15 protein-coding genes are annotated in these 20337 nt (G+C 70.4%); 10 read left to right on the top strand and 5 right to left on the bottom strand.

Translation table 11 applies throughout. The features are described 5' to 3' along the window. Nucleotides 1–198 precede the first annotated feature (198 nt). The 8 genes from mfd (at nt 199) to M0R80_24275 (ending at nt 11636) form a co-directional block, all read left to right on the top strand. Complete coding sequence (mfd, locus tag M0R80_24310) at nt 199–3759, top strand: transcription-repair coupling factor (GenBank protein MCK9462757.1); 3561 nt, start codon at nt 199–201, stop codon at nt 3757–3759. A 49-nt stretch (nt 3760–3808) separates the two neighbouring features. Next, the gene (locus tag M0R80_24305; GenBank protein ID MCK9462756.1) at nt 3809–4927 is read left to right on the top strand and encodes a peptidyl-prolyl cis-trans isomerase; all 1119 of its coding nucleotides are present in this window, start codon (nt 3809–3811) and stop codon (nt 4925–4927) included. Nucleotides 4928–4936: 9 nt separating this feature from the next. After that, nucleotides 4937–5977: a peptidylprolyl isomerase gene (locus M0R80_24300; GenBank protein MCK9462755.1), complete on the top strand. Its 1041-nt coding sequence runs from the start codon at nt 4937–4939 to the stop codon at nt 5975–5977. Beyond that, nucleotides 5974–6774, top strand: coding sequence for a hypothetical protein (locus tag M0R80_24295; GenBank protein ID MCK9462754.1), 801 nt, complete (start codon nt 5974–5976; stop codon nt 6772–6774). Before M0R80_24300 ends, M0R80_24295 begins: the two co-directional genes overlap by 4 nt. 163 nt (nt 6775–6937) lie before the next feature. Beyond that, nucleotides 6938–8635, top strand: a complete 1698-nt coding sequence (locus tag M0R80_24290) for a carbamoyl transferase (protein ID MCK9462753.1) — start codon at nt 6938–6940, stop codon at nt 8633–8635. A 199-nt stretch (nt 8636–8834) separates the two neighbouring features. After that, nucleotides 8835–10799, top strand: a complete 1965-nt coding sequence (acs, locus tag M0R80_24285) for an acetate--CoA ligase (GenBank protein ID MCK9462752.1) — start codon at nt 8835–8837, stop codon at nt 10797–10799. 164 nt (nt 10800–10963) lie between these two features. Beyond that, complete coding sequence (locus tag M0R80_24280) at nt 10964–11239, top strand: type II toxin-antitoxin system Phd/YefM family antitoxin (protein MCK9462751.1); 276 nt, start codon at nt 10964–10966, stop codon at nt 11237–11239. Nucleotides 11240–11246: 7 nt separating this feature from the next. After that, nucleotides 11247–11636, top strand: a complete 390-nt coding sequence (locus M0R80_24275) for a type II toxin-antitoxin system RelE/ParE family toxin (protein MCK9462750.1) — start codon at nt 11247–11249, stop codon at nt 11634–11636. A gap of 5 nt (nt 11637–11641) precedes the next feature. Here M0R80_24275 and lspA read toward each other — a convergent pair whose 3' ends face one another. From lspA to M0R80_24255, 4 genes are all read right to left on the bottom strand, one after another. Next, the gene (gene lspA, locus M0R80_24270; GenBank protein ID MCK9462749.1) at nt 11642–12139 is read right to left on the bottom strand and encodes a signal peptidase II; all 498 of its coding nucleotides are present in this window, start codon (nt 12137–12139) and stop codon (nt 11642–11644) included. A gap of 65 nt (nt 12140–12204) precedes the next feature. Next, the gene (locus M0R80_24265) at nt 12205–13362 is read right to left on the bottom strand and encodes a hypothetical protein (GenBank protein MCK9462748.1); all 1158 of its coding nucleotides are present in this window, start codon (nt 13360–13362) and stop codon (nt 12205–12207) included. A gap of 137 nt (nt 13363–13499) precedes the next feature. Beyond that, nucleotides 13500–15086 carry an ATP-binding protein gene (locus M0R80_24260; protein MCK9462747.1) on the bottom strand — a complete coding sequence of 529 codons (1587 nt, stop codon included), beginning with the start codon at nt 15084–15086 and terminating at the stop codon, nt 13500–13502. After that, nucleotides 15086–16744: a GAF domain-containing protein gene (locus M0R80_24255; protein MCK9462746.1), complete on the bottom strand. Its 1659-nt coding sequence runs from the start codon at nt 16742–16744 to the stop codon at nt 15086–15088. Before M0R80_24255 ends, M0R80_24260 begins: the two co-directional genes overlap by 1 nt. A 117-nt stretch (nt 16745–16861) precedes the next feature. Here M0R80_24255 and M0R80_24250 point away from each other — a divergent pair, with 117 nt between their 5' ends. Both M0R80_24250 and folD read left to right on the top strand, forming a co-directional pair. Next, complete coding sequence (locus M0R80_24250; protein ID MCK9462745.1) at nt 16862–17896, top strand: hypothetical protein; 1035 nt, start codon at nt 16862–16864, stop codon at nt 17894–17896. Between the two features lie 63 nt (nt 17897–17959). Beyond that, nucleotides 17960–18826 carry a bifunctional methylenetetrahydrofolate dehydrogenase/methenyltetrahydrofolate cyclohydrolase FolD gene (gene folD, locus M0R80_24245; protein MCK9462744.1) on the top strand — a complete coding sequence of 289 codons (867 nt, stop codon included), beginning with the start codon at nt 17960–17962 and terminating at the stop codon, nt 18824–18826. Here folD and M0R80_24240 read toward each other — a convergent pair. Beyond that, nucleotides 18811–20109, bottom strand: coding sequence for an AarF/ABC1/UbiB kinase family protein (locus M0R80_24240; GenBank protein ID MCK9462743.1), 1299 nt, complete (start codon nt 20107–20109; stop codon nt 18811–18813). The genes folD and M0R80_24240 overlap by 16 nt on opposite strands. Nucleotides 20110–20337: the final 228 nt, after the last annotated feature.

Here is a 20337-nt window from a genome sequence, read left to right as displayed (position 1 = left end):
GCCGAGCCGAAGGCCGAGCCGAAGGCCGAGCCGAAGCCGGAGCCGAAGGCCGAGCCGAAGGCCGAGCCGAAGGCCGAGCCGAAGGCCGAGCCGAAGCCGGAGCCGCCGAAGAAGACCGGCGACATCGAGGAGGATCCCTACGGCTGATCGCGCGGCACGCGCGGCGACAGCGCCGGACACGACCTCCCGGAGCACACCTTGATCCGCCCCGACCAGCCCGTTGGAACGCCGATTGCGATACCGCACGTCGGCAGCGGATCCCGCCTGGCCGCGATCGCCGCCGCGGCGCGCGAGGCCCGGATCGATCTCGTCGGTGCGCGCGGGAGCGCCCTGCAGGCGGCGCTCGTGGCGGTCCAGGAGGAGATCGGCGCGCCGATGGTCGTCGTGGCGGAGGACGCCGATCGCGCCCGGGAGATCGTCCACGACCTGGAGTTCCACGCCGCGGCGCGCGGGCACGAGCGGGGCGGGATCGTGTTCTTCCCCGGGTACGAACTCGGCCCGTACGACGCCCTGGTGCCGGACCGGCGCTTCGCGATGCGCCGCTCGGCGGTCCTCTTCCGCCTCGCCGTGGAGCGGCGGTGGCGTTTCCTCGTGGTTCCGGCGGACGCGCTCCTGCGCCGGATCGCCCCCCGCCGGGAGTTCGAGGACGCGTGCCTGCCCATCGGCCGCGGCGACGTCATCTCGCGGGACGTCCTCGCGGCGGCGCTCGAGCGCGCGGGCTACGCGAGGACGCCGCTCGTCGAAGAGCCCGGGACGTACGCGCTCCGCGGCAGCGTGGTCGATCTCTTCCCGCCCTACCTCGAGCGGCCGGTCCGGATCGAGCTCGACGGCGACGAGGTGGAGAGGTTGCGCGCGATCGATCCCGAGACCCAGGCCGGGGGCGAGGAGCTCGACGGGGCGTGGATCCACCCGGCGCGGCTCGCGATGCGGCCCTCGGGAGGAGAGGAGAGCGCGGCGGCAGCGGCGCGGATACGGGCGGCGTGCGACGAGGTCGATCTGCCGACCGCGCGGACCGAGCGCCTGATCGCGGAGCTGCTCGAGGGTCGGCTGTTCGTCGGCGCCGAGGGGTTCGCGCCGGCGTTCCACGCGCCGCTCGGCGATCTCTTCTCGTACCTCCCGGAAGGCGCCGTGTGCTGCGCCGACGACTCGGCCGGCGTGCGGATGGCGTGGCAGAAGAGCGCCGCGGCGCTCGCCGAGGAGTACGCGCGGCGCGTCGAGCGGAAGGAGCCCGGGTTCCCGCCCGAGCAGCACGCGATCGCGCCGGCCGAGGCCGAGGCGGTGGTGATGGCGCGGCTCCGGGTGGCGGCGCACAGGATCGCCGTGACGGGCGAGGGGCTCGGCGCGCTCGAGACGTGCGCGGAACCTTTCGACCTCTGCGCCGAGGGCACGGCCGAGCTCGGCGAGAGGCTGCGCCGGACGTCCCAGCTCGGCACCGTGGCCGACGTCCTCACGCCGCTCGTGCGGCACCTCGAGGGGCTCGTCGAGGAGGGGTACCGCACGGCGATCGTCGCGCACACGAAGGGGCTCGCGGATCGCCTCGGATCGATGCTGCGCGAGCGCGGCCTCGCGGTCGCGGTCGCGGCCGCCGACCTCGCCCTCTCGCCGCCGCACGTCGAGGTGGTCGTCGGGGAGCTGTCCCGCGGTTGCGCGCTCCCCGCCGACGGCCTGTGCTGGATCGCGGAGGAGGAGATCTTCGGCCGCAGGGCGCGCCGGCACCCCACCGCGCGCGCGGCGCGGACCGCGTTCGCCGACCTGAGCGCGCTCACGCCCGGCGACCTCGTCGTGCACCGCGAGCACGGCGTCGGCCGGTACGAGGGGCTCGTGCGGCAGCGCGTCCGGGACGCCGAGGTCGACTTCCTCCTCGTCGTCTACCGCGACGGCGACAAGCTGTACGTCCCGATCCACCGCCTGAGCGGCGTGCAGAAGTACAGGAGCGAGGGCGAGGGGCCCGCGCGCCTCGACAAGCTCGGCGGCCAGACGTTCTCGAAGACGCGCGACAAGGCCTCGCGAAGCGCGCTCGAGCTCGCGGCGAAGCTCCTCGATCTGTACGCGAAGCGAGAGGTCGCCCAGAAGCCGCCGCTGCCGGCCGCGGACGCGCTCTACCGCGAGTTCGAGGCGGCGTTCCCGTTCGAGGAGACCCCGGATCAGGCGCGCGCCGTCGACGAGGTGATGGCCGATCTCGAGGGGCCGCGGGCGATGGACCGGCTCGTGTGCGGCGACGTCGGGTTCGGCAAGACCGAGGTCGCCCTGCGCGCCGCGTTCCGCGCCGTCATGTCCGGGAGGCAGGTCGCGGTGCTCGTCCCGACGACCGTGCTCGCCCAGCAGCACTTCCAGAGCTTCGCGGCGCGGTTCGCGGGCTACCCGGTCCGCGTCGAGATGATGAGCCGGTTCCGGACGGACGCCGAGAACGCCGCCATCGCCCTCGGGCTGAAGGACGGCACCGTGGACATCGCGATCGGCACCCACCGCCTCCTGTCCAAGGACGTCCACTTCAAGCGGCTCGGGCTGCTGGTCGTGGACGAGGAGCACAGGTTCGGCGTGGCGCACAAGGAGCGGATCCGGGCGCTCAAGAGCTCGGTCGACACGATGGTGATGACCGCGACGCCGATCCCGCGCACGCTGCACATGGCGTTCGCGGGGCTGCGGGATCTCTCGCTCATCGCGACCGCGCCCATGGATCGCCGCCCGGTCCGCACGCTCGTCTGCCACGACGATCCGGAGCTTCTCCGGACGGCGATCGAGCGCGAGATCGCGCGCGGCGGCCAGGTCTTCTTCGTCCACAACCGCGTGCGGGACATCGGGCGCGTCGCCGAGCGCGTCGCGGCGCTCGTCCCGACGGCGCGGCTCGCGATCGGCCACGGCCAGATGCGCGAGGAGGATCTCGAGCGCGTGATGCTCGAGTTCGTGGCCGGCGGCTCCGACGTCCTCGTGTGCACGGCGATCATCGAGAGCGGCCTCGACATCCCGCGCGCCAACACGATCATCATCGACCGGGCGGACACGTTCGGGCTCGCGCAGCTCTACCAGCTCCGCGGCCGCGTGGGCCGGAGCCCGGTCCAGGCTTACGCCTACCTCGTCGTCCCGCCGATCGCCTCCTTGACCGACGACGCGCGCGAGCGGGTCGAGGCGCTCGCCCGGTACACCGATCTCGGCGCCGGCTTCTCGCTGGCGACGATGGATCTCGAGCTCCGCGGCGCCGGCAACCTGCTCGGGGCCGAGCAGTCGGGCGACGTCGCGGGCGTGGGGTTCGAGATGTACGTCGAGCTGCTCGCAGAGGCGACCGCGCGGCTGCGGGGCGAGCCCGTCGCCGCAGAGCTCGAACCGGAGATGACGTTCGAGGAGCCGGGCTACTTCCCGGAGGAGTACATCCCGGACGTCGGGCAGCGGTTGAAGTACTACAAGCGGCTCGCCTCGGCGCCTTCCGAGGCGGAGGTCGAGGGGATCGCGGCCGAGCTGATCGACCTCTTCGGCGCGCTGCCGCCGCCGGCCGGGCTCGCGGTGGAGGGGATGAAGATCAAGGCGCTCGCGCGCGCGCTGCGCGTGGCGGGCGTCGAGCTGAGCGCCCGGAGGCTCGTGATCCACCTCGGCGTCGACTCCCGGGTCTCGCCCGAGACCGTCGTCGAGCTCGTGCGCAGGGCCGAGGGCGCGGCGCGGCTCACGGACGACCTGAAGCTCGTCGTGGCGTTCGCGAAGGACGGCGAGGGCGGCGCCCCGGCGGCGATCCGGACCCTTCGCGCGCTTGCGGCCGGCGCCGCGTAAAGGAGGTTGTACGGTTATTCGACATATGCGATATAAACCGGCTGATCTCATGGGAAAAAACACGATCAAGGAGCTGTTCATGGCACGCTGGTCGATGAGGTTCGCAGGGGTTCTCGTTCTGGCGGCGCTCCCGCTCCTCGCGGGGTGCGGCGGCAAGGACGACGGGAAGAAGGTCGACGGGCCGAAGGACGCGGCGGCGGACGAGAAGCTGCCGCAGGGGCTCACGCCCGAGCAGGCGGCCGAGGTCGTGGCCAAGGTGGGCGATCGCACGATCACGGTCGGCGACGTCACGGACCAGATCAACAGGCTGTCGCCGTACATCCGCAGGCGCTGGGCCGCGCCCGAGAAGCGCAAGGAGTTCCTGCAGAAGCTGATCCGCATCGAGCTTCTGTCCCAGGAGGCGGAGAAACAGGGGCTCGGGAACGATCCCGAGGTGCAGCGCACCATCAAGCAGGTGATGATCCGCCTGATGGTGAAGAACGATCTCGAGAAGAACGTGCTACCCACGACCGTGGACGAGGCGCTCCTCAAGGCCGAGTACGAAAAGGAGATCGACAAGTACCGCAGGCCGGCGCAGATCCGCGCGAGCCAGATCGTGGTCGCCACGGCGGCCCAGGCCGAGAAGCTGATAGGCGAGCTCAAGGGCAAGGGCGACGATCGGAAGCTCTTCCGCGACAAGGCGAAGGAGCTCTCCACGGACGCGCAGACGAAGGATCGCGGCGGCGATCTCGGCTACTTCTCCAAGCCCGCGGAGCGGCGCGAGGACGAGCCGGTCGTGCCCAAGGAGGTCGCCGAGGCCGCGTGGGCGCTCCAGAAGGTCGGCGACATCACCGAGAAGCCTATCAAGACCGAGGCCGGCTACCACGTCGTCAAGCTGACGAACCAGAAGCCGGAGATGAACCGATCGTTCGAGAGCGTGAAGAAGCTCATCGAGAACCGCCTCCTGCGCGACAAGCGGCGCGAGGCGATGGACAAGTTCATCGCGGATCTCAAGGCCAAGGCCAAGATCGAGATCTACGAGGAGAACCTCGCGAAGCTCGAGGTCGACACCTCCGGAGCGCCCGGCGAGACCGGGAACGCGCCGCCCGGGCTCGACGGCCCACACGATCCGATGGGCATGCCCGGGGACGAGGAGGCGCCGATCCGGGAGCCGAAGCCCGGAGAGTAGGCGGTCGCCGTGCCAGTGCGCCCGAGAAACCCCGTCGTTCGCCCGGCGCTGATCGCGGCGGCGGCGGCGGTCTGCGCGGCGCTCCCGGCCGCGAGCCCGGCCGCGCCCGGCGCCATGGTCGACGGCATCGCCGCGGTCGTCGGAAAGGAGATCATCCTGCTCAGCGAGGTCGTGGATCGATCCGGCCCGGTGTTCGCGGAGCTCGAGGCGATGGCCCGGCAGGGCGGCGGGAAGCCTCCTTTGGGCGCCCAGAGGCACGAGGTGCTCCGCGAGGTGCTCGAGTCGATGATCGACGAGATCCTCGTCGGGCAGCAGGCCGCGGAGATCAAGCTGACCGTCAGCTCCGAGGAGGTCGAGGCCGCGATCGCGAACGTCATCCGGGAGAACGGGGTCGACCGCGAGGTGTTCGAGCGCGAGATCGCGAAGCGCGGCATGGACATGCTGGAGTATAGGTCGCAGATGCGGCGCGATCTCCTGAAGTTCAAGGTGATCAACCTGAAGGTCCGCGGGCGCGTCAAGATCTCGGACACCGAGGCCCGCGAGTACTACAACGGCCTCGTGCGCGACGTGCGCGCGTCGGGCTGGTTCGAGGGGGCGCACGTCCTCGTCCGCGTGCCGCCGGGAGCGCGCGCGATGGAGGTGGCGCGGGCGAAGAAGCGGGCCGAGGAGATCCGGGCGCGGATCGACGCGGGCGAAAGCTTCGAGGCGGTCGCCGAGGGGAGCTCCGACGACGCGGCGACGGCGAAGCGCGGCGGCGGGCTCGGGGTGCGCAAGCCGGGCGAGATCCCGGCGCTCGATCGGGTGTTCGTCGACCTCGAGCCGGGCGAGGTCAGCGGACCGTTGCGCACGCCCTCCGGGTTCCACGTCGTGAAGCTGCTCGCCCGGGAGGAGCTCGGCGTGCAGCCGTTCGCCGACGTGCGGCAGCGGATCCTCAACCAGCTCGTGCAGGAGGAGATGATCCGCCAGGAGAAGATCTGGCTTAGGGAGCTCAAGCTCCGCACGTTCATCGATCGACGGCCGCCGCTGTACGCCGGGAGGACCGCGCCTTGAAGCGCGTCCACGTCGCCGTCTCGCTCGTGCTGGCCGCGTCGGCCACGGTCGGTCTGGGGGTGCTGCTGCTCCACATCGAAGGGCTCGCGATCCTCGCTCACGGATCCGTGGTGGCGGTCGGGCTCGCCGTCGCGGTGATCCTGACCGTGGGGGGCTTCTTCGCCGGGGTCCTGTACCGGCAGCGCGCCGCCGAGGACGGCGTCGACGCCTCCGCCGTGCAGAAGCTCTCCGAGGCGCTGGTCCTGGAGAGGCGGCTGCGCACCGACACCTCCCGCGAGAGGTACCGGCTCCGGCAGAGCATCATGGCGCTCGAGGGCCAGATCCGGGCGCTGAACGCGCAACCGTTGCCGCCGGCCGAGCTCGCCGAGACCACGATCTCGGACGTCGAGCTGCGGCACAGCGTCGAGCTCGAGGGGCTCGCCGTGACCTGCGAGAAGCTGCGCGGCGAGCTCCGGGATCGCAAGGAGCGGATGGCGGACCTCGAGGCCGAGCTGTCGGTCGCGCAGGCCGAGGCGGCCGACCTGCGGACCAAGGGCGCGGACGCCGGGGGCGCGGCCGCGGCGGCGGTGTTCCAGGGCGAGACGCTCACCGCGGTGCTCGACGGCCTCGTCGCGCAGGACGGCGTGCACGTGGCGCTCGTCGCGGACGACCAGGGGCTCGTCGTGGACGCGGCCGGCGACCCGCTGGAGCCGGACACGCTCGCGGCCGTGTCGTGCGTCGTCTCCGACCTGAGCCCCCGCGTGACCGATCTGCTCCCGCTCGGCGAGATCGCGGCCGTGGCGCTCGGCGACACCTAGGGGCGGGTGATGGAGGTGCGCTACTTCATGCTGCTCGGGGCCCGCTGCGCCCTCGTCGTGATCCGGGACGAGACCGCGAGCACGACGCAGATCGTCCGGGCCGCGGTGGAGGCGATCCCCGCACGGCTGGCGCCGTGAGGGAACGCGTGAAAGCGAGCGCCAGATGAAGATCCTCGGCGTCAACTTCTCGAACGATTCCGCGGCGGCCATCGTGCACGACGGCGTCGCCACGGCCGCCAGCCAGGAGGAGCGCTTCTCCCGGTTGAAGCACGACGCGGCGTTCCCGCAACGCGCGATCGGGTTCTGCCTCGAGCACGCGGGGGTCGATCTGCTGGACCTCGACGCCGTCGCCTTCTTCTGGAACCCGGGCGTCCACGCGGAAGCGCCCGCGCGCCGCCTCGTCGCGACGCCGCGGAACCCGCTCGAGTACCTGTACAACGTGCCCACCTCGCTGCTCGCCAGGCGCGGCGACGAGCGGGTCGCGGCGATCGATCAGGTGCTGCGGTTCGAGTCGGGGAGGAAGCTCGCGATCCACTACGTCACCCACCACGTGTGCCACGCCGCCGCGGCGTTCTTCACCTCACCGTTCGACGAGGCGGCGATCCTCACCGTGGACGGCTACGGCGAGCGCCAGTCGACGGGCGTCTACGCGGCCCGCGGGGCGCGGATCGACCCCGTGATCTCCGTGGACTTTCCCCACTCCCTCGGGTCGTTCTACGCCGCCTTCACCCAGTACCTCGGCTTCCGGCCGAACAGCGGAGAGGGAAAGGTGATGGGCCTCGCCTCCTACGGCGGGCCGAGCGAGTGGTCCGCCGCGATCCGGGAGATGATCCGGCTGACCGACCGGGGGTTCGAGACGGATCTCTCGTACTTCGACTACTTCCGGGACGGCCCGACGCGGTACGCGCGCAAGCTCGTGGAAAGGCTCGGCCCGGCGCGGGCGCCCGAGGGTCCGCTCGATCAGCGGCACATGGACATCTCCTACGCGGTGCAGGCGGCGACCGAGGAGGCGCTGCTGCACCTCGCGCGCCTCGCGAAGGAGAAGACGGGGAGCGCGCGCCTCTGCGTCGCCGGCGGCGTCGGCCTGAACTGCGTGGCGAACGGCAGGATCGCCGCGGAGGGGCCGTTCGACGAGTACTTCTTCTATCCCGCGGCGGGTGACGCGGGCACCAGCGTCGGCGCGGCGCTGTACGCGACGCACGCCATCCACGGCCGCCCGCGCAGCGGCGCCGTCGCGAGCGAGTACCTCGGGCCGGCCTCGGACGAGCGGGAGACGTTGAGGGCGTTCGAGAAGGCCGGCGTTCGGCATTCGAAGGTCCAGGGCCCGGCGCGCACCGCCGCGCGCATGATCGCGGACGGGGCCGTGATCGGCTGGTTCCAGGGCCGCGCCGAGTTCGGCCCGCGCGCGCTCGGCAACCGCTCGATCCTCGCGCACCCCGGGATCGCCGACATGAAGGACCGCCTGAACGCGGAGGTGAAGTTCCGCGAGAGCTTCCGGCCGTACGCGCCGTCGGTCGTCGAGGAGGCCTGCGGCGAGCTGTTTTCGAGCAGCGTGCCTTCGCCGTACATGCTGCGTGCCTACCGCACGCTGCCTTCGAAGCTCGAGGCGCTCGCCGCAATCACCCACGTGGACGGCACGGCGCGCGTGCAGACGGTCAGCCGCGGGCAGAACCCCCTGTACCACGAGCTCCTCGTCGAAATGGGCGAGCTGACGGGCGTCCCCGTCGTGCTCAACACGTCGTTCAACATCCGCGGCGAGCCCATCGTGCACTCGGCGGAGGACGCGCTGAAGTGCTTCCTGACCACGGGCCTAAACGCCCTGTTCGTGGGCGACCACCTCGTCGTCAAGTATCCCGCCTGATCCCATGACAAATATCATGGGGAGGGCAAAATCGTTTCGATTAGATAGTGACCGCCTCGGCGAAAAACCTTATGTTTCGCGCTCGGGCCGGTTTTGTTTTTTCCGGAGCGACGACCACAAAAGAGAACAAACCGCAGCGGCTTCGAGGCTGCTCATTCTGTGAGGCGCACGCGCGCCCGAGGACACAAGGAGCGAATCCATGGCAGACAAGATGTTCGAACCGAATCCGGCGTTCCGCGAGAAGGCGTGGGTCAAGTCGAAGGACGAGTACATGAAGATGTACAAGAGCTCGCTCGACGACCCCGAGGGGTTCTGGGGTGAGATGGCGTCGCAGTTCCACTGGTACAAGAAGTGGGACAAGGTCATGGATTACAACTTCGACATGAGCAAGGGTCGCGTGAAGATCGAGTGGTTCCGCGGCGGCAAGACGAACATCTCCTACAACTGCCTCGATCGGCACCTCGCGAAGCGCGGCGATCAGGTCGCCCTGATCTGGGAGGGCAACCAGCCCGGCACGGATCGGAAGCTCACCTACCGCGAGCTGCACGAGCAGGTCTGCAAGTTCGCGAATGTGCTCAAGGCCCACGGCGTGAAGAAGGGCGATCGCGTCAGCCTCTACATGCAGATGATCCCCGAGCTCGCGGTGTCGATGCTCGCGTGCGCCCGCATCGGCGCCATCCACTCGATCGTGTTCGGCGCGTTCTCGCCGGACTCGCTCTCCGACCGCATCGTCGACTCCACGTGCAAGCTCGTCGTCACGCAGGACACCGGCCTGCGCGGCCCGAAGCAGGACGTGCCGATGAAGACGAACGCGGACAAGGCCGCCGAGAAGGCCGCCGGGGAGGGCACGAAGGTCGAGAAGATCATCGTCGTGAAGCGCACCGGCGAGCAGGTCCCGATGCAGGCCGGCCGCGACAGCTGGTGGGACGACGAGATGGCGAAGGTCGACGCGAAGTGCGAGCCCGAGGTGATGGACGCCGAGGATCCGCTGTTCATCCTGTACACGTCCGGCTCCACCGGCAAGCCCAAGGGCGTGCTGCACACGGTGGGCGGGTACATGGTCTACACGGCGGTCTCCCACAAGTACATTTTCGACTACCACGACGGCGACGTGTTCTGGTGCACGGCGGACATCGGCTGGGTGACCGGCCACTCGTACATCGTCTACGGGCCGCTCCAGAACGGCGCGATCTCCGTCATGTTCGAGGGCGTCCCGACCTACCCGGAGCCGGATCGGTTCTGGGCCGTCGTCGACAAGCACAAGGTGACCCAGTTCTACACCGCGCCGACCGCCATCCGGGCGCTCATGGCCCAGGGTGAAAAGTGGCCGGCCAAGCACAGCCTCGCGTCGCTCAAGCTGCTCGGCTCCGTGGGCGAGCCCATCAACCCCGAGGCGTGGCTCTGGTACAACAAGAACGTCGGCCACGAGAAGTGCCCGATCGTGGACACCTGGTGGCAGACCGAGACCGGCGGCATCCTGATCACCCCGCTCCCGGGCGCGTGGGGCACCAAGCCCGGCTCGGCGACCCTGCCGTTCTTCGGCGTCGATCCCGTCGTGCTCGACGACCAGGGCAAGGAGCTCACCGGCGCCTGCAGCGGCATCCTGGCGATCCGGCGCCCGTGGCCGGGCCTGATGCGCACGGTGTACGGCGATCACGAGAGGTTCGAGAAGACCTACTTCGAGATGTTCAAGGGGCTGTACTTCACGGGCGACGGCTGCCGCCGCGACGAGGACGGCTACTACTGGATCACGGGCCGCGTGGACGACGTCATCAACGTCTCCGGGCACAGGCTCGGCACGGCCGAGGTCGAGAGCGCGCTCGTGTCGCACCCCAAGGTCGCCGAGGCGGCGGTCGTCGGCTACCCGCACGAGATCAAGGGCCAGGGCATCTACGCGTACGTCACGCTGAACGTCGGCGAGGAGTACTCGGACGCCCTCAAGAAGGAGCTCGTCGCGCACGTCCGCAAGGAGATCGGCGCGCACGCGGCGCCGGACCAGATCCACTGGGCGCCCGGCCTGCCGAAGACCCGCTCGGGCAAGATCATGCGCCGCATCCTGCGCAAGATCGCGGAGTGCGAGCTCGGCTCGATCGGGGACACCTCGACGCTCGCCGATCCGTCGGTGGTCGAGGACCTGATCAAGAACGACCCGCGCAAGAAGTAGGGGCGCCGCGCGCCGCGCCCGCTAGAGCGATGCGTCCGCAGCCGACCTGATCGACACGACGGCCTCGGGGCGACCCGGGGCCGTTTTTTTTGTCGGGGCCGTCGGCGACGTTGCCAAGATCCTTATTCCGTACTAAATTCTGACCTGTACCGAGGAGGTGCCCGATGCGGCTCGAACAGCGCGTGAAGCCGATCACCTATCTGAAGAACCACACGGCGGATCTGGTCCGCGACGTCGCCGCTGGCGGCAGGCCGATGGTGATCACGCAGAACGGCGAGGCGAAGGTCGTCGTGATGGACGTGAGCGCGTACGACAGGTGGCGCGAGGCGATGGCGCTCATGAGGCTGGTCTCGCTTTCCGAGGACGACGTGGCGGCCGGGCGCCTGCTCTCGACGGACGAGGCGTTCGCGCGCGCGTCGCGGTCCATCGAGGAGGGGTGAGGCGGCGTTGCCCCGGACGACGCACAAGGTCGTGTGGACCGAGTCGGCAGCCCTAGATCTCGACGCGATAGTGCGTTTCATCGCGGCGGATGCGCCGCTGAACGCCCGGAAGGTGCTTTCGAAGATCCGAGGCGCGACAGACGGCTTCGTTCGATTTCCGGAACGCGGGCGCGTCGTTCCCGAGCTCGCCGAGAACGGAATCGTTGCATACCGCGAGCTCGTCGTACGCCCGTACCGAATCGTCTACAGAATGCACGGGCGCGACGTTTACATCCTCACCGTGATCGATGGTCGGAGGGACGTCGAGGATCTCCTCCTCGAACGGCTGACGTGCCGACCGCCTGAGTCGCGACCCTACGATGTCGTCGCCAAGCGCGATCGGCGGAAGAAGAAGTAGGCAGTCTACGGTTGCGCCTCGGCTCCGGCCCTGCGCCTCGGCAGGATACCGAGATACGCGAGGACGAGGAGGCCGAGGCCTGCCGTGATCCAGATGTCCGCGAGGTTGAACACCGGCCAGTACGGCACGCGGATGAAGTCCACGACGTAGCCGCGGAGCAGACGATCCGTGAGGTTGCCGAGCGCGCCCGCGAGGACGAGCGCGAACGCCGCGGCGTAGAGATCGAGCGCCCGGCGCCGCAGGAGCGCCACGGCCAGCACGATCGCGCCGAGCGACTGGAGCGCGAGGATGATGGGCAGCCGCGGCTCGGGCTCGATCCACCGCAAGAGCCCGAACCCGGTGTCGCGGTTCTCGACGTAGTCGAGCCGCACGACGTCGCCTATCACGGGTTTGGGCTGTGCGCCCTCGAGCTCGGCCTTGGCCGCGTATTTCGTCGCGTGATCGCACCCGGCCAGCGCGACGACGGCGGCGACGAGAAGGGCCCGAACCAGCAAGAGCCTCATGTTCGACCTCCGATTGGCGGGAAACGCTTCGGCAAAGCTCCGCATTCCCGACGGCCTCTCGGGGTTCACGGGGCCGCGATCTCGCCCACCGATGCGCAACCGGACGCGAGCGACGGCGACACGACGCCTTGCACTTGCGCGTTCCCGTCGGCGGTGTTGATCCGAATCCACCCGCCGCCGCCGCCGCCGCCCCCCCCGCTGATGCCCCCGGCGAAGGCGCCGCCCTTCGCGCCGGCGATCGCGCCGCCATACGCGCCGTCGCCGCCCGAGGCGCCGTCAGCCGACACGCCGCCCGCCGCGGGCTCTGCCCCGTCCTGCCCGGGCATGCCGTCGCCGAAGAGGCCGCCCGAGCCGCCACCCCCGCCGTTCGCGGCGAGGGCTCCCGCGACGAGGACCTGCGGCGCCTCGAGCAGGATCGCCCCTCCGGCCCCTCCGCCCCCGCCCGCGTTTCCCTTGCCGCCGTGGCCGGACATGTTGATGGAGCCGCCCTCGGCGATCGAGATGGCGACCGCGGACGAGATCTGGATGGCGCCGCCGCCCGCGCCGCCGGTCCCGAGCGAACGCTTTCCGCCCGCGGAGCCGCCCGCGAGCGGGACTATCGAAGCGTGGCCATAGGTCCCGCCCCCTTCCCCCGGTGAGAGGGAGCCGTCCGTCCCGTTCCCGCCGGCGCCGCCGGCACCGCAGTGCCCGCCGCCGCCGGCGCCGCCCGAGCCGTAGCTCGCGCCGCCGCCCCCCGGCCCGTCGCCCGAGACGGGTTCGGTCGTGAACCCGCAGCCGTAGCCGCCGCCGCAACCGTTGAAGTGGAAGATCGGATCGATCGCCGAGATCGATCCGCGGATCTCGACCTCCCCCGCGGCGAGCACCGCGAGGGGGCGCGCTCCCACGATCTCCACGTCGATGTCGTCGAGGACCGCGAACCGCGCGACCGCGAGCACCGCGACCTCGCCGCCGTCGGGCAGGAGGTCGATCTCGCAGCGGGCGCCGGCGGCGCAGTCCACGCGGCAGTCGTCCGTGTCGATCCGCGCGGCCGACGCGCACGCGCTCCCCTCGAAGATCAGGTCCGACAGCGTCCCGTCGAGGACGTCGGGATCGACGTTGGAGGGGGCGTAGCAGAACGCGCCCCAACAGCCCGCGGCGCCGTCGTCCCATGGGTCACCGCAGGCGATCGACGCCGCGAGCCCGAGCGCGGCAATCTTCCCGAGAATCGTCGTGCCGTGTGTCATACTGCGCTCCTTAGCAGAAACCGGGCCACGTCGGCGTCGCGGGTGATGCGCGGGAGAACCGGGGCGATCGTCGCCGCGATCCGGCGCGGCCGCCGGCGGGTGGCGGAGAAATCGGGCGCGGCCGCCGCGGTGCGGTGTCAGCCGGCGTAGAGGACGACCGTGAAGGTCGTCCCTCGGTCGATCTCGCTCGCGACCGAGATCTCGCCGTCGTGGTTGACCAGGATGTTGCGCACGATCGAGAGCCCGAGCCCGGTGCCCTCGCCCTGGTCCTTGGTCGAGAAGAACGGCTCGAAGACCCGCTCGAGGTTCTCCTCGGGGATGCCCCGCCCGGTGTCCGAGAAGACGATCTCGATGCGATCGTCGCCGCGCTGCCGCGCCGTGATGGAGATCCTGCCGCCCTCGTCCGGCAGGGCGTGGCAGGCGTTCGTGAGGAGGTTCACGCAGACCTGCTCGAGCTGGCCGCGGATGCCGTACACCGGCGGCAGGTTCGACGCGACGTCGAGCGAGACGTCGGCCTCGCTCTCGCCGATGAGGTGCTCGCAGAACGACAGGGAGCGCCCGACGAGCTCCTCCACGCCGATCAGCGTCGGCTCCTCGCCGGACGGGCGCGCGTAGGTCACGAGATCGCGGGAGAACGACTGGATGCGCTCGGCGGCGTCGCGGACCCGGCCGAGCTTCGCGAGATCGGCGTCGTCGATCGCACCGGCGAGCTTCTTGTAGAGGTAGTTCGTGTAGACGGTGATCGACGTCAACGGGTTGTTCAGCTCGTGCGCGACGCCCGCGGCCACCTGCCCGAGGGTGGCGAGCTTCTCCGTATGGATGACCTGCTTCTGCAGCTCGCGCACCTCGGTGAGATCCTGGCCGACGAAGATGACCGCGTCGAGCTCGCCGTACGCGGAGAGGATCGGCGCCGTGTTGAAGGCGATGTGCGCGAACCCCTTGGCGTCCGGCTTGGCGATGCGGACCTCGATGGCGTTGGCGGGCTCGCCGCGCATCGCCGAGATGACGAGCGGCAGGAGCCGTGCCCGATCGGCCTCCGGCACGAGCGAGGTGAAGTCGGTGCCGAGGATCCCCTCCCGGGAGTAGCCGGTCTGGCGCTCCACGGCCTTGTTGACCACGGTGATCCGGCCGTGGCGATCGGCGACGATCACCGGGGCGTTGGCGTTGTCGAGGAGCTTCTCGAGGTACTCCTTGAGGAACACCGTCTCGGCGATCAGCCGCGTGTTGCGCAGCGCGGCGCACATCTGGTGCGCGAGCGGCACCGCGATGCGCCGATCCGCCTCGCGCGGGGCGCCGTCCGCTTCCGGGTACTCCACGTTGATCGCGCCGTAGAACCGCTTCCTGTCGCAGAGCGCCACCTCGAAGCCGGAGACGCCGCTCACGAACACCGCGGCGTACGCGTCGGCCCGCTCGGCCCCCGTCCCGTCGAGCACGCCCGCCTCCTCCTCGAAAGAGAGCTTCAGCCCCTCGAACGCCCCGCCCGTGAGGCGGAACGCGTCGCGTTCCTCGTCCTTGAGGCGGCCGTTCGCGTAGACGAGCTTCAGGCCCCCGCCCTCGTCGGCGGCTATCCGGATCGCGACGAGCCGGCCGGGGAGGAGATCCTCGAACACGTCCGAGAAGACCCGGACCAGCTCGTCCTCGCGCATCTGGAGGCCCAGCGCGTGGGAGAGCTCGATGAAGGACTCGAGGACGCGGGCGTCGCTCGGGGACTCGACGACGGCCATCAGTCGCCCTCCGTGCGCGGGCGCTCCGTGGGGGTGCGCTGGGTCTCGTCGGCGACGCGATCGAGATCGATGATCCGCGCCGTGCCCACGTAGCTCTTCGTGGTGTACTCGGTGAGCTTGCTCAGGCGGCGGATGATCGACGCCATGCGCTCCGCCTCGCGCTCGACCGTCTCCATGAGCTTGCGCGGACGCTCGTCGTCCCCGGCCAGGAGCCGGCGCATCATCGCGACGCTCGTCATGACCGAGGTGAGCGGCTGGTTCAGCTCGTGGGCCGCGGCGCCGGCCACCTCCATCATCGCGGACTTCTTCTCGCTCTCGATGAGCCGCTCGCGGGCCTCGACGAGGTGGCGCGCAGTGGCGCGATCCTCCGTCACGTCCCGCATGGTGAGCAGGGTCATGCCCCCGCGGCCGAGCGCGCCGGCGGAGATCGACAGCACGCGATCGGCGTCCTCGACCCGCGTGATCGTGAAGTCCGAGGTGCGCCGGACCCCGCCGGGAGAGGCGTCCGCGATGAGCGCCTCGAGCCGCGACCGGTCCGCCACGTGCAGGAACTCCGAGAACGGCGCCCCCCGGACCTGCTCCTCGCCGAAGCCGAGCATGCGCGAGCCCTGCGCGTTCACGAACAGCACGACGCCGGTGTCGCTCAGCACGACCATGCCGTCGACCGACGAGTGGAAGAAGTCGAAGTAGGGCTCGAGCATCATGAGCCTGCTCCGGGCCTCGCTCTGCACCTGCTCGACCTCCTGGGTCTTGGCGTGCAGCGACTGGAGGATCTCGTGGTTGCGCAGCGCGATGGCGGTCGCGTTGGCGACGGTCTGGCAGAACACGAGCTCGCGATCCTCGAACGACTCGCGCTTCTTGGCGAACCTGAGGAAGATCACGCCGACGATCTCCTCGTCGCGCGCGATCGGGAAGAGGGCGACCGAGGTGATGTCCGCGTTCTTGAGGCGGGGGAGCACGGTCTGCAGGATCTGGGAGTCGGAGACGTCCGCCACGACGAGCGGCCCGCGCCCCTCGGTCACGCGCATGATCTCCGGGTAGCGCCGCAGATCGATGGGCAGGCTGCGGATCTGCGGATCGTCGCTCGACGCGATGACGAGGCCGAGGCTGTGCTCCAGCCCGACGAGGACCACGGAGCACCGGGTGACGTCGAGCTCCTCGGAGAGGAGCGACGCCACCGCGTACAGGCTCTCGAAGAGATCGCCCGCGCCGACGAGCGTCGAGGTGATCTCCACGAGCTTCTCGGAGTCCCGCACCTTGTGCGCGAGCGACCGGCCGGACCGGATGCGCCGCGAGTGCGAGGCGATGCGCGCCTTGAAGCCCCAGGGCTTGAGCTTCCGGCTCACGACGTCGTCCGCGCCGTTCGTGAGCAGATCCGCCATGCTGAGGTCGTCCGCGTCGGTCACGAGCACGAGGATGCCGAACTCCGCCGACGGGATCTCGGAGCGCAGGACGCGGCACGCCTCGAGCGCGCCGGAGTACGAGAGCTTGGCGTCGAGGAGGACGAGGTTCGGGCGAAGCGCGCGGACCATCCCGAGCGCGTGCTCCGCGCCGGTGGCCCGCACGACCCCGATCTCGACGTCGTGCAGGATCCGCGCGACCTCGGCGGCCAGGAGCTCGTCCTCGGTCATGAGGACGATCTTCTCTTCGTGCAGCATTCTTCCACTTATATCCCGACCCGGGACGGCGAACAACGCGAAGGACGGCGCCCGATTGTGGCGAAGTGTCTCCTAATGCGTTGCCCTAGCCGCCCTTCGGAGGGAGGATGGGCCGTCATGGGCCAACCTCCCAAGAAGTTCCCGAGCATCTGGTGGTTCGCCTTCGGCTACTTCGCCTGCTACGCGCCCTACAGCGCGCTCACCAAGTACCTCACCAAGTACCGGGGGCTCTCGGGCAGCGAGCTTTTGCCGCTCACTGCGATCGCCTCGATGCTGATGATGTTCTCGGTCATCAGCGCCTTGGGCTGGTGGAAGCACGCGACCCACAAGAGGATCCTCGGCCTGAGCGTCCCGGTCCCCGGGATCTGGACCGCGCTGTCGGGCCTGGGCACGGCGGCGGTCATCCCCACCACGACGCTCGCCTACACCTTCACCGGCGTGTCGATCGTCTTCATGATGCTGCTCATGCGCGGCGGGGTGCTGATCATCGCGCCGGTCACCGACCTGCTCTCCGGCCGCAAGGTGAAGTGGTACTCGTGGGTCGCCCTGGCGCTGAGCATCCTCTCGCTGCTCTGCGCCTTCTTCCTGGGCGAGGTCAGCTACGACATCACCGCCGTCGCGGCCCTCACCGTCTCGATCTACCTGGCGGCGTACTTCATGCGCCTACGCTTCATGACCCGGCTCGCCAAGTCGGACGACGAGAACGCGCGCACGCGCTACTTCGTCGAGGAGCAGATGGTGGCGACCCCGGTGCTGGTGCTCTCGCTGGGCGTCATCGCGTGCCTGGGCGTGGGGCAGGGCTCGGGCTTCGCCCACGGCGTCGCCCAGGGCTTCTCCGGGCCGACGGGGCTCGCCGGGTTGTGGACGCTCGGCATCGTCGGCGTCGCGGCGGTCATCGGGATCCTCTCCCAGGGCACCGGCATCTTCGGGGGCCTCATCCTGCTCGACAAGCGGGAGAACACGTTCTGCGTGCCCGTGAACCGCATCTCCAGCCTGCTCGCCGGCGTGGTCGCGAGCTATGCCCTGTGGGTCGCGCTCGGCGAGCCGCGCCCGCCCGTCAACGAGCTCGTGGGGGTGGCGCTCCTCGTCGCCGCGATCGCGGTGCTCTCGGTGGGGCCGGCGATCGAGCGCCGCCGGGGTGAGCCCCGGTGACACCGGGAACGGCTTTGCGTATCATCTCCGGCGCCGCGCTCGCGCGCGGGTCGCCCGAGGAGGATTGAGATGCAGCTGCTCGACGGGAACGCGCTGGCCAAGAAGATCCGCGCCGAGGTGAAGGCCGCGGCCGAGGCGTTCGCCGCGCAGACCGGCCGGCGCCCGGGGCTCCACGTCGTCATCGTCGGCGCGGATCCGGCGAGCGAGATCTACGTGCGCAACAAGCGGCGCGACTGCGAGAAGGCGGGGCTCGTCTCCGAGGAGCACCGGCTGCCCGCGGACACGGCGCCAGGCGCGCTCCTGGGCCTCCTCGCGCGGCTGAACGCCGACGACGCGGTCGACGGCGTGATCGTCCAGCTCCCGATCCCGCCGCACCTCGACGTGGGCGCGGTGATCGCGGCGATCGATCCCGCCAAGGACGTCGACGGCTTCCACCCTTTGAACCTCGGGCGGCTCGTCGCGGGCGAGCCGGGGCTCGTCGCGTGCACGCCGAGCGGCTGCATGCGGCTGCTCGACGAGGCGAAGGTGGCGCTCGCGGGCGCGGACGCGGTCGTCGTCGGCCGCTCGACCATCGTGGGCAAGCCGATGGCGCTCCTCCTGCTCCAGCGGCACGCCACGGTCACGGTGTGCCACTCGCGGACGCGCGATCTCGCCGCGGTCATCGGTAGGGCCGACGTCGTCGTCGCGGCCGTGGGCGTGCCGGGGCTGGTCCGCGGCGAGTGGGTGAAGCCCGGCGCCGCGGTCGTCGACGTCGGGATCAACCGGCGCGACGACGGCTCGCTCGTCGGCGACGTGGGGTTCGAGGCCGCGGCCGAGCGGGCCGGCTGGATCACCCCGGTGCCCGGCGGCGTGGGCCCGATGACGCGCGCCTGCCTGCTCGAGAACACGATCCGCGCCGCGCGGCGCCGCGCGGCTCAGCCCGCGCCCTGATCCATCGCCCGGGCGAGCACCGCGCCGCCGTTGACCCTGGCGCCGAGGTTGCGCAGGTTGCCGTACAGGCCGGCGAAGGCGCGCTGCGCGAGCATGAGCCCCACCGGCAGGCGGAACGAGCGCGCGGCCTCCTTGTACTCCGGGAACTTCACGAGGATCTTGTGGTGCAGGCGCGACGCGCCGTAGTCGAACGGCGCCCGATCGTCGAACACCGGGGCGACGAGATCGCGCCACGCCTTGTAGACCGCGGGATCGGCGGTCGGCCCGTCCAAGGAGAGCGCGCCGACCGCGCGCATGCCGGCGTCCACCATCGCGTAGTCCTCGGCGATCGCGCCCGCGATCACGTCGCGGACGCCGCCGAGCTCCTCGGGCGAGAACCGCTTCACCGCGCCGAAGTCGTACAGCGCGAACGTGCCGTCCGCGCAAAACGCGAAGTTGGCCGGGTTCGGATCCGCGTGCATCAGGGACGCGCCGAACAGCTCGCGGAAGAGGAGCAGCATGAGCCGCTCGCCGAGGAGGTCGCGCACCTCCTGCGGGTAGGTCCGCGCGATCTCGATCGGATCGCCGCCCTCGAACGTCAGGGTGAGCACGCGCGCGGCGCTCCGCTCCGCGACGACGGCAGGCACTCGGACGAAGCTGTCCGCCGCGTGGAACGCCCTTAGCTCCTCCGCGTTCTCCGCCTCGCGGCGGTAGTCGAGCTCCTCGTGGAGCCGCGCCGAGAGCTCCTCGAGCATCCGGTCGAACAGCTCGGGCCGCTTGCGCAGCAGGCCCGCGGCGCGCAGGGCGAAGCGCATGTGCGAGAGATCCGCCTGCACCGACGCGTCGACACCCGGGTACTGCACCTTGACCGCGACGGCGCGGCCGTCCTCGGTCGTCGCGCGGTGCACCTGGCCTATCGACGCGGCGGCGTAAGGCTCCTTGTCGAACCAAAGGAAGAGCGCCTCCGGCGGCGCGCCGAGCTCGGCCTCGATCTGCCGGGCGATGACCGAGTAGGGCACGGCCGGCGCGTCCTTGCGCAGCCTCGCGAGCGGCTCCGCGATCTCCCGCGGCAAGAGATCGGTGGAGAGCGACGCCATCTGGCCGAGCTTCATCACCGGCCCCTTGAGCTCGCCGAGCGTTCGGGCGATCCGCGCGCCGACCTTCGCGTTCGTCTCGGGGAGCATCTCCTGCACCTTCTCGGAGAAGCCGAGCGCCCGCAAGACGCGCACGCCCGCGTAGCTCGAGGCGACCGACGTCGTCATCCCCGCGAGCTTGAGCCACCGGCCGATCTTGGAGCCCGCCATGGAGGGAAGCGTAGCACATCGCGAACAGACGAAATGGGGTCAAGGAAATGTCAGAAATGGGGTCGGTCAGAAATGGGGTCAAGAGGTCAGAAATGGGGTCAGAAATGGGGTCAAGAGTGTTCACTATTCACTTACTTCTTCTACGTCCAGCTCGGCGCGCCAGCGGGTGAGCCGAGCGTCTTTCTCCGACCATCGGTTGACCACGTTGTGCACCTGTCGAGTGGTCAT

The organism is Pseudomonadota bacterium (assembly GCA_023229365.1).
GTDB lineage: Bacteria > Myxococcota_A > Polyangia > JAAYKL01 > JAAYKL01 > JALNZK01.
The sequence above is the reverse complement of the archived record's forward strand: the minus strand, read 5'-3'. Positions and strand labels throughout refer to the sequence as shown.

Coding starts and splice junctions, on each gene's coding strand:
- M0R80_24305 (MCK9462756.1), top strand. CDS start 3,809: ATGGGAAAAAACACGATCAAGGAGCTGTTCATGGCACGCTGGTCGATG.
- M0R80_24290 (MCK9462753.1), top strand. CDS start 6,938: ATGAAGATCCTCGGCGTCAACTTCTCGAACGATTCCGCGGCGGCCATC.
- acs (MCK9462752.1), top strand. CDS start 8,835: ATGGCAGACAAGATGTTCGAACCGAATCCGGCGTTCCGCGAGAAGGCG.
- M0R80_24280 (MCK9462751.1), top strand. CDS start 10,964: ATGCGGCTCGAACAGCGCGTGAAGCCGATCACCTATCTGAAGAACCAC.
- lspA (MCK9462749.1), bottom strand. CDS start 12,139: ATGAGGCTCTTGCTGGTTCGGGCCCTTCTCGTCGCCGCCGTCGTCGCG.
- M0R80_24265 (MCK9462748.1), bottom strand. CDS start 13,362: ATGACACACGGCACGACGATTCTCGGGAAGATTGCCGCGCTCGGGCTC.
- M0R80_24260 (MCK9462747.1), bottom strand. CDS start 15,086: ATGGCCGTCGTCGAGTCCCCGAGCGACGCCCGCGTCCTCGAGTCCTTC.
- M0R80_24255 (MCK9462746.1), bottom strand. CDS start 16,744: ATGCTGCACGAAGAGAAGATCGTCCTCATGACCGAGGACGAGCTCCTG.
- M0R80_24250 (MCK9462745.1), top strand. CDS start 16,862: ATGGGCCAACCTCCCAAGAAGTTCCCGAGCATCTGGTGGTTCGCCTTC.
- M0R80_24240 (MCK9462743.1), bottom strand. CDS start 20,109: ATGGCGGGCTCCAAGATCGGCCGGTGGCTCAAGCTCGCGGGGATGACG.